Source organism: Bradyrhizobium genomosp. I (2014), assembly GCF_000261685.1.
GTDB lineage: Bacteria > Pseudomonadota > Alphaproteobacteria > Rhizobiales > Xanthobacteraceae > Bradyrhizobium.
The window spans coordinates 34,835-41,991 of the sequence record NZ_AJQE01000107.1; the positions used below are offsets into that span (position 1 = coordinate 34,835).

The 7,157-nt window shown below is 65.1% G+C and carries 8 protein-coding genes; 3 read left to right on the plus strand and 5 right to left on the minus strand.

The genetic code is table 11. The annotated features are described in order from the left end of the window. Nucleotides 1-31: 31 nt before the first annotated feature. From IC50_RS10445 to fabA, 3 genes are all read left to right on the plus strand, one after another. Nucleotides 32-1,549: a DEAD/DEAH box helicase gene (locus IC50_RS10445; protein WP_035703707.1), complete on the plus strand. Its 1,518-nt coding sequence runs from the start codon at nucleotides 32-34 to the stop codon at nucleotides 1,547-1,549. Nucleotides 1,550-1,714: 165 nt separating this feature from the next. Beyond that, nucleotides 1,715-2,782: a GGDEF domain-containing protein gene (locus IC50_RS10450; protein WP_035703709.1), complete on the plus strand. Its 1,068-nt coding sequence runs from the start codon at nucleotides 1,715-1,717 to the stop codon at nucleotides 2,780-2,782. Between the two features lie 91 nt (nucleotides 2,783-2,873). Next, nucleotides 2,874-3,404, plus strand: a complete 531-nt coding sequence (gene fabA / locus IC50_RS10455) for a bifunctional 3-hydroxydecanoyl-ACP dehydratase/trans-2-decenoyl-ACP isomerase (protein WP_035703711.1) — start codon at nucleotides 2,874-2,876, stop codon at nucleotides 3,402-3,404. Nucleotides 3,405-3,407: 3 nt separating this feature from the next. On the opposite strand, the gene IC50_RS10460 is transcribed toward fabA, so the two are convergent. The 5 genes from IC50_RS10460 to sufD form a co-directional block, all read right to left on the minus strand. Beyond that, the gene (locus IC50_RS10460) at nucleotides 3,408-3,851 is read right to left on the minus strand and encodes a TfoX/Sxy family protein (RefSeq protein ID WP_035703712.1); all 444 of its coding nucleotides are present in this window, start codon (nucleotides 3,849-3,851) and stop codon (nucleotides 3,408-3,410) included. A 172-nt stretch (nucleotides 3,852-4,023) separates the two neighbouring features. Next, entirely contained in the window at nucleotides 4,024-4,437 is a 414-nt protein-coding gene (locus IC50_RS10465; protein WP_035703714.1) for a HesB/IscA family protein, read from the minus strand. A 49-nt stretch (nucleotides 4,438-4,486) separates the two neighbouring features. Then, nucleotides 4,487-4,858: an SUF system Fe-S cluster assembly protein gene (locus tag IC50_RS10470; RefSeq protein WP_028177247.1), complete on the minus strand. Its 372-nt coding sequence runs from the start codon at nucleotides 4,856-4,858 to the stop codon at nucleotides 4,487-4,489. Then, nucleotides 4,855-6,102 carry a cysteine desulfurase gene (locus IC50_RS10475; protein ID WP_035703716.1) on the minus strand — a complete coding sequence of 416 codons (1,248 nt, stop codon included), beginning with the start codon at nucleotides 6,100-6,102 and terminating at the stop codon, nucleotides 4,855-4,857. Before IC50_RS10475 ends, IC50_RS10470 begins: the two co-directional genes overlap by 4 nt. Next, the coding region (gene sufD / locus IC50_RS10480; RefSeq protein WP_035703729.1) for a Fe-S cluster assembly protein SufD at nucleotides 6,099-7,157 on the minus strand (1,059 nt) is incomplete at its 5' end. The genes IC50_RS10475 and sufD, both read right to left, overlap by 4 nt.

Consider the following 7,157-nt stretch of genomic DNA (forward strand, 5'->3'; position numbering starts at 1 on the left):
ATTCCGAACGGCGGTTTCGACCAGAGGCTCAATGTCCTTTTCAAATCTCGGACTGTCCGAAAAAGTCCTCGCCGCAGTGGCGGCCACCGGTTACACCAACCCCACCCCCATCCAGGAACAGGCGATCCCCCACGTCCTCGCACGCAAGGACGTGCTCGGCATCGCCCAGACCGGCACCGGCAAGACCGCGGCCTTCGTGCTGCCGATGCTCACCATCCTCGAAAAGGGTCGAGCCCGGGCGCGCATGCCGCGCACGCTGATCCTCGAACCGACCCGCGAGCTTGCGGCCCAGGTGAAGGAAAACTTCGACCGTTACGGCGCCGGCCAGAAACTCAACGTCGCCCTGCTGATCGGCGGCGTCTCGTTCGGCGACCAGGATGCCAAGCTGATGCGCGGCGTCGACGTGCTGATCGCCACCCCCGGCCGCCTGCTCGACCACACCGAGCGCGGTGGCCTCTTGCTCACCGGCGTCGAGCTGCTCGTCATCGACGAAGCCGACCGCATGCTGGACATGGGCTTCATTCCCGACATCGAGCGCATCTGCAAGCTCGTCCCGTTCACGCGGCAAACCCTGTTCTTCACCGCGACCATGCCGCCGGAAATCCGGCGCATCACCGAAGCCTTCCTGCACAATCCGCAGAAGGTCGAGGTCTCCAGGCCAGCCACCACCGCCGTCACCGTCACGCAAGCCCAGGTGCCTGCCGGACGCGAGGCGCACGAGAAGCGCGAGCTGCTTCGCCGCCTTCTGCGCGAAGCCAAGGACCTCAAGAACGCGATCATCTTCTGCAATCGCAAGCGCGAGGTCGCGATCGTTCACAAATCGCTTCAGAAGCATGGCTTCAGCGTCGGCGCGCTGCACGGCGACATGGACCAGCCGGCCCGCATGGCCGCGCTCGACCAGTTCCGCAAGGGTGAGCTGCCGCTGCTCGTCGCCTCCGACGTCGCCGCCCGCGGCCTCGACATTCCCGAGGTCAGCCACGTCTTCAATTTCGACGTTCCCCATCACGCCGACGACTACGTCCACCGCATCGGCCGCACCGGCCGCGCCGGGCGAACCGGCACCGCGATCTCGATCGTGACACCGCTCGACCAGAAGTCGATGGCGGCGATCGAAAAGCTGATTGGCCAGAGCATTCCGCGCGCCGAAGGCGATTACGAAGTCCCGGCCGAGTCCTCCGAGGCGAGCGAGCGTCCGCGCGAGCAGCGCGGCCGTGAACGTTCACGCGGCGGCGGACGCGGCAAGCCGCAGCGCGGCCGCGACCGTGAGCGCAGCCACGAGCCGCGCGAGGCGCGGGGCGAGGCAAGACATGCCTCCGAATCAAGGCCTTCTTCGGAGGCGCGACAGCCCGCCGAATCAAGGCATCGGTCCGACGACAAGCGTCGGGCGGAGCCACGTCAGGCGGCGCGCCAGCAGGCCAACACCTCGCATGTACCCTCGATCGGCCGTCCCGAGCCGCGCCGCCAGCGCGAGGTCGACACCGAGCCGGGCGATCACTCGCACCTGCCGGCGTTTCTGCTGCGGCCGGTACGCTCCCCTGCCGGCGCCTGAAGCGCGACGCGCTCCAGATTTCGGTTGAGCAAACCCGCCGCACACTTTATTAGACGCATTCGTGAACGTATATTTACGGGGCGTTCACGATCGTCCGTTAGCCTACAAACATAATTTAAGCATTGCTGCGGTCGGGGGCGCGCCGACCGCTGTGGGGTATGTTCTGTGATCAAGGTGCTTGATGAACACGAACGCACGATGGCGTTCGCCGAGGTGGCGCTCGGCCAGATCCGATCGCTTCGGCAGACGGCAATTCCCCGCAACTACGAGATCTGGTACGTCTACGCCACCGGCTACAACGCGCCGCTCAACAAGATCATCAACGAGACGCTGGCGCGCAGCGGCAAGCTGACCGAAGCCGATCTCGAGCAGATCTACGAGACCTATCTCTCCCATATCAAGACCACCGACCGCATCGACAAGGTCGGCGCGCGCGTCATCGGCGAGATCGACGACGTGATGAAGATCCTGGGCGACGCGCTCGGCATGACCGGCGCCTACGACGCAAGCCTGTCGGGCGCGGCCGAGAAACTGTCGTCGGCCAAGGGCCGTGACCAGGTCAAGGCGATCGTCGAGGCGCTGCTGCGCTCGACCGGCGAGATGCGCCAGACCAACAAGGCGCTGGAAGACCGGCTGACGCTGTCGAAGAACGAGATCAGCAATCTCCAGCAGAGCCTGGAAGCGATCCGCGCCGAGAGTCTGACCGACCCGCTCACCGGCCTCGGCAACCGCAAATATTTCGACCGCATGATCGGCATGGCCGTGCAGAGCGCGCTCGCCTCGGGCGAGCCGCTGTCGCTGCTGCTGTTCGACATCGATCACTTCAAGTCGTTCAACGATTCCTACGGCCATCTCACCGGCGACCAGGTGCTGCGGCTCGTCGGCCTGTCGCTGAAGCAGACCATCAAGGGCCAGGATATCACCGCGCGCTATGGCGGCGAGGAATTCGCGGTCGTGCTGCCCAACACCGCGCTGCGCCAGGCCCTCACGGTGGCCGACCATATCCGCCGCGCCGTGATGGCGAAGGAATTGAAGAAGAAATCGACCGGCGAGATCCTCGGCCGCGTCACCATCTCCGTCGGCGTCTCCATGCTCAAGGAGGGCGACGACACCGACGCGCTGATCGAGCGTGCGGATGCCTGCCTCTACGCCGCCAAGCGCAACGGCCGCAACCGCGTGATCTGCGAAGCCGATCCGGAATACGCGGTCGAGACGCATAGCCGAGTGGCGTAAGCACCCCGTCCGCGCTTGACTTTCCGGACTGACGACCGGCATCTTCCCCGCCGCCGTGGCACCTGACCGCGAGCATCGAGGACGTATCGCCTTGTCCAATCCTCACGATTTCCACATGCCGCAACCGTCCTACACCAGGGACGAGCTGCTGCGATCGAGCGAAGGCGGCTATTTCGGCCCGGGCAATGCGCAATTGCCGGCACCGCCGATGCTGATGATGGATCGCATCACCGAGATCAGCATGGACGGTGGCGCATACGGCAAGGGCCATATCGTCGGCGAGTTGGACATCGCGCCAAGCCATTGGTTCTTCCAATGCCACTATCGAGGCGACCCGATGATGCCGGCCTCCTTGGGCCTCGACGCCATGTGGCAGATGATCGGCTACTGGCTCGGCTGGTCCGGCTCGCCGGGCAAGGGCCGCGCCATCGGCGTCGGCGAGGTGGAGTGCACGGGAACCATTGCGCCCGACACGGAACGTGTGCGTTACGAGGTCGCGATGCGCATGGTCCGGCGCGGAAAGCTGGTGCTCGGAATTGCCGACGGCCGGGTGCTTGCCGACGGCACCTGTGTTTTCACGGCCAAGGACATGAGGGTCGGCCTGACCAAGGCCGTGGATTGAAGGTCACGCCTTTCGCTTGGCGCGCTTTCGATCCGAACGCTTCCTGATCACGCTTTTCGGCGCTTTCGCTGGCTTGGCAGCCTTCTTCGCGGGTTTGCTCGCCGCCTTCTTCGCCTTCGGCCGCTTCCTTACCTTGGCGCGCTGCGCCGCGGCGAGCGCCCCTCGCGCCCATTGTGCAAGTTCTGCGGAATCGTCGAACAGGCGTGCAGGCAGTTCCCAGTAGGAGTTCACCGTCACGATCTTGGCGCGGGTGGAATATTGAAAGGGCTTCGAGCCCTCGGCCTCAAATTCCGGGATGGTCACCTCGTCGGCACGGAAGAACAGGCCCGCGCGCAAGGACAGCGCGAAATTGACGCCGTCGGCGGAGATGCCGTAGCCGGAGAACATCTTGCGGATGGTGACCGGGCCGAAATCGGCGAACAGGTCGATCAGGAATTCGCGGTCCATTGCCCAACTCTCTCGCCAGCGTCGTCCCCGCGAACACGGGACCCATAGCCACAGGCAGGAGTTTAGCGAAGACTGCCAGTCGTGCCAGTGGTGGTGCTCGTCACCGAGAGATCAGGCGGTACGGGTCCCGGCGTTCGCCGGACGACGACAGCATGATTGGCGCGAGCCTGGCTTACCCGTCGATCTTCGCCGGCCGCAGCTCGACCGATTCGCCGCAGCCGCAGGCGGAGATCTGGTTGGGATTGTTGAAGACGAACTGGGCCTGCATCTTGTCAGCCTTGTAGTCCATCTCGGTGCCGAGCAGGAACAGCACGGCCTTGGGATCGACCAGGATCTTGACGCCCTTGTCCTCGACGACCTCGTCGGTCGGGCGGATCTCGTGGGCGTATTCGACCGTGTAGGACTGGCCGGCGCAGCCGCCGTTCTTCACACCGACGCGCAGGCCCACGATCTCCGAATCGGCGCGCTGCGTCAGCTCGGTGATGCGCTGGGCAGCAGCGTCCGTCAGCCGCATCACCTGCGGGCGCGGCCGCCGCGGCTTCGGAGTGGAGGATGCTGGTGTCGAGCCTGGCGAAATCTGGGTCATGTTATTTATGTGGTCCGTTGCCGAGCGAATTCAATGCGGGCCGAGGCTGTCACCACATGTTGAGCACGAGGCGCGCCTCGTCGCTCATGCGTTCCGGCGACCACGGCGGCTCCCAGACGACCTTGACGTCGACCACGCCGACGCCGGGGACGCTGGCGACCGCGTTCTCGACCATGGTCGGCAGTTCGCCTGCGGCAGGACAGTTCGGCGTCGTCAGCGTCATCAGCACGTCGACCGAGCGGTCGTCCTTGATCTCGACCTTGTAGATCAGGCCGAGCTCGTAGATGTCGGCCGGGATTTCCGGATCGAACACGGTCTTGAGCCCGGCGATGATCTCGGTGGTCAGACGCTCGGTCTCCTCCGGCGGCAGCGCCGAATGGGTCTCCATCGGATTGGCTTTGATTTCGGCCGTGTCACTCATGCGAACAAATCCCGCGCCTTGAGCAGCGCCTGTGCCAGATGATCGACTTCTTCCCGCGTATTATACATGCCGAACGACGCGCGGCAGGTGGCGGTCACGTTGAACCGCTCTAAAAGAGGCATCACGCAATGGGTGCCGGCGCGCACCGCGATGCCCTGGCGGTCGATCACGGTGGCGACATCATGGGCATGCGCGCCCCTCAGCTCGAAGGAGATCACCGGGCCCTTGCCCCGCGCCGTGCCGATCAGCCGCAGCGAGTTGATCTCGCGCAGGCGCTCCTGGGCATAGGTGGTGAGATCGTGCTCGTGGGCGGCGATGCGCTCCTTGCCGATCGAATTGACATAGTCGATGGCGGCGCCGAGTCCGACGGCCTCGACGATCGCGGGCGTGCCCGCCTCGAATTTGTGCGGGGGATCGCCATAAGTGACGACATCGCGCGAGACTTCGCGGATCATCTCGCCGCCGCCGTTGAAGGGGCGCATCGCGACGAGGTGGTCGTACTTGGCCCAGAGCACGCCGATGCCCGTAGGACCATAGACCTTGTGGCCGGTGAAGACGTAGAAGTCGCAGCCGATGTCCTGGACGTCGACCGGCAGATGCACCGCGCCCTGGCTGCCGTCGACCAGCACCGGAATGCCGCGGGCATGGGCGATTCTGACGACATCCTTGACCGGCACGATGGTGCCGAGCGCATTCGACATCTGCGTGATCGCGACCAGCCTGGTCTTCGGCGTCAACAGCTTCTCGAACTCGTCGATGAGGAAATTGCCCTCGTCGTCGACCGGCGCCCATTTGATCACGGCACCCTGGCGCTCCCTGAGGAAATGCCAGGGCACGATGTTGGAGTGGTGCTCCATGATCGAGATGACGATCTCGTCGCCGTCCCCGATGTTCGGCCCGCCCCAGGACGAAGCGACCAGGTTGATGGCCTCGGTCGCGTTGCGGGTGAAGATCACTTCTTCGGTGCGGGACGCGTTGATGAACTGCGCGACCTTGGCGCGGCCGCCCTCATAGGCTTCGGTCGCGGCGTTGGCGAGGTAGTGCAGACCGCGATGCACGTTGGCGTATTCGCTCGTATAGACCTGCGTCATGCGATCAAGCACGGACTGCGGCTTCTGCGCAGACGCCGCATTGTCGAGATAGACCAGCTTCTTGCCGTAAACCTGCAGAGCGAGCGCCGGGAAATCCTGGCGCACGCGCGCAACGTCGTAGGCGCCGTTCTTGACTGCCGGATGCGTGCTCATGACCGCCGCTCCAGCCAGCGCTCGGCCATGCCGATCACGTGCTCGCGCAAGCCGTCGTCGGCGATCTGCTCGATCGCCTCGCCAACGAAAGCCTGGATCAGCAGCGCCTGGGCCTGCTTCTCCGGCAGGCCGCGCGCCTTCAGATAGAACAGCAGGCTGTCGTCCAGCGCGCCGGCGGTGGCGCCATGGCCGCAGGAAACGTCGTCGGCGAAGATCTCGAGCTCGGGCTTGTTGTCCGCCTCGGCTTCGTCCGACAGCAGCAGCGCCCGGGTCATCATCTTGCCGTCGGTCTTCTGCGCGTCGGGACGAACGATGATGCGACCCTGGAACACCGAATGGGCGCGGTCGTCGATCACGGCGCGGAAGATCTCGCGGCTGACGCAGTTCGGAACGGCATGGTCGACCACCAGCGTGGTGTCGCCGTGCTCCGTCTTCTTCAACAAGTTCACGCCGTTGATGGAGAGATCGCTGCCCTCGCCCGCCAGCGTGATGAAACCCTGCAAGCGGCTGACCGCGGCGCCGCTGGTCATGTTGAAGAAGTTGAGCCTGGTGTTGGCGCCGACGGTCACGAATTGCGAGGTGATGTTCACCGCATCGGGCGCATCGTCCATCAAGCGGATATGCGCGACGTCGGCGTTGTCGCCGATCGAGACGATGACGGCATCGTTGGCCTGGTAGGCCTTGGCGCCGGCCGCGACGAAACTCTCGATGATGGTGGCGCGGGCGCCCTTCGCGATCGCGATCTGCGAGCGGGTGAAGGCCGATGCCGAAGCAGCGGTCGCCACATGGATGATCTGGATCGGCGCAGGGAGCTGCGCACCCTCCGCGATCGACAGCACCACGCCGTCGGTCGCCAGCGCCGCGTTCAGCGCGATCACGGCGTCGGTCGACGCCGTCGTCAGGAGGCCGGCATCCTTCTCCAGCGCCTCCCGCAGCGTCGTGAGGCTCACTTCGGGTGCGAGCGCCTTCACGTCGGAGAGCTCGGCCGCGAACACGCCGTCGACCAACACCAGCTTGCGCGCGCCCGCGATTCCATGCGCCTTCACGGCTTTCTC

What these genes read in the sequence shown, in the direction of transcription:
- IC50_RS10470 (WP_028177247.1), bottom strand. Translation starts at nt 4,858, where the DNA reads ATGAGTGACACGGCCGAAATCAAAGCCAATCCGATGGAGACCCATTCG.
- IC50_RS10460 (WP_035703712.1), bottom strand. Translation starts at nt 3,851, where the DNA reads ATGGACCGCGAATTCCTGATCGACCTGTTCGCCGATTTCGGCCCGGTC.
- IC50_RS10475 (WP_035703716.1), bottom strand. Translation starts at nt 6,102, where the DNA reads ATGAGCACGCATCCGGCAGTCAAGAACGGCGCCTACGACGTTGCGCGC.
- IC50_RS10465 (WP_035703714.1), bottom strand. Translation starts at nt 4,437, where the DNA reads ATGACCCAGATTTCGCCAGGCTCGACACCAGCATCCTCCACTCCGAAG.
- IC50_RS10445 (WP_035703707.1), top strand. Translation starts at nt 32, where the DNA reads ATGTCCTTTTCAAATCTCGGACTGTCCGAAAAAGTCCTCGCCGCAGTG.